Origin of the sequence: Desulfurobacterium sp., from assembly GCF_027028515.1 — a bacterium.
GTDB lineage: Bacteria > Aquificota > Aquificia > Desulfurobacteriales > Desulfurobacteriaceae > Desulfurobacterium_A.
The window spans coordinates 520-1916 of record NZ_JALVIW010000018.1; the positions used below are offsets into that span (position 1 = coordinate 520).

Annotated in this window: 2 protein-coding genes; both read left to right on the forward strand. The window is 38.9% G+C overall.

Annotated features, from left to right (window positions below):
- Nucleotides 1–210: 210 nt before the first annotated feature.
- The gene (locus tag MV676_RS01810) at nucleotides 211–909 is read left to right on the forward strand and encodes a hypothetical protein (RefSeq protein WP_297444738.1); all 699 of its coding nucleotides are present in this window, start codon (nucleotides 211–213) and stop codon (nucleotides 907–909) included.
- The coding region (locus MV676_RS01815; protein WP_297444739.1) for a hypothetical protein at nucleotides 893–1397 on the forward strand (505 nt) is incomplete at its 3' end. The genes MV676_RS01810 and MV676_RS01815, both read left to right, overlap by 17 nt.

The following is a 1397-nucleotide window of genomic DNA, read 5'->3' on the forward strand; positions in this document are numbered from 1 at the left end:
ACACATACAATTAGGGATACCTAAGGATAAAAAAATCCCTATTTCTGTATTAAGAGCTGCTGCTAAAAAACCAGGATTACTAGGTAGAAGAGCAAGGTTAGCTTTAACTTTAATTCGGTAGCGGTTTATGGAGGTAGAGAAGTTCATAAGTTCATTAAGGATTTCCTTACTAAAAGGAGCAAAATTACCAACATAAAGCTAAATCTTATTTTGATTGAGTACAAAAAGACAGGTGAGAAAGACATAGGATTCAAGTGGTCGGGCAACAACCTTATGTACAGCAGCACAGGAAGTAGTGGGACAACCTTAACACTAAAGGGAGACAGCAGTTTGAGTCTTGTCTTTCAGGGAAGCAAGTTTTCTCTTAGTGCGTTTTTGGGGTATCTTGAGAAGACCGGAGAGGTCAGGGTGCTGAAAAACATTCTTTTCTCTGTAAAAAACGGAAAAGAAGCAACAGTTGAAGATACTACACTTTATCCATATGTGAAGCAGATAGGGATAACTACCGTCGGAACACAGCAGAACACAGCTACAGCTCAGACAGTTGATTTTGGAGAAAGCAAAAGTGGTTTTATCTTAAAGGTTGTGCCTAAATACTATCCTTTAAGCAACTTACTTGATTTAAAAGTAGAGCTCAACAAGGAAAAAGTCCTTTCCTACATTACGGTAAAAAGTGGTGAATACGAGGTAGAAAGGCCGATAGTGGATACAAAAATTTTGACAAGTGAGTTTTTAGAGAAACCTGATTCCGTATTTGTAATGGGTGGAATCATAAACAGGGAATCTTCAAGAGAACTAATTACTCCGTTTGGAATAAAAAAACTCGGCAACAGAAAAGAAAAAACAGAGTACAGCTACCTGTTTGTGGTAATCATTCCGGAGGTTATAAGGTATGAAACCTGCCCGTAGTGGAATAGCGTTAATCGAAGTAATTATGGCACTTATGATAGGAACTGCACTTGTTTTTATCGGGATATATGAAATTGAAAGGTATAAATATCTCCGTGATATGGAAAAGGGAATCAACACTATGAACATTCTTTATAGAGACTTGCGGGTTCTTGAGTCAAAAGCAAAAGATGTGGACGGTGACGGGTACTATGAACCGTTAAAGGAAACAAGCACAGAAGAGATACCCAATACCGTTTCAGTTCAAAAAAACGACTTATGGGGAAATCCTATCAAGTACTGCACATGGGATCTTGGAAGAAAGAATACGGTTGATCCTGATTACTCTGACAACAATCAACCACCACCGGTTAGTGGTTTAACAATAAGGCTTATATCGGCAGGATCCAACGGTGTATTTGATACAAACTGTGACGATACCGAAAAGCAGGAAGACGATCTGGTCGTAGATGGATATCAGGACGAAACAAAGCTTGTTGCTCTCGGGG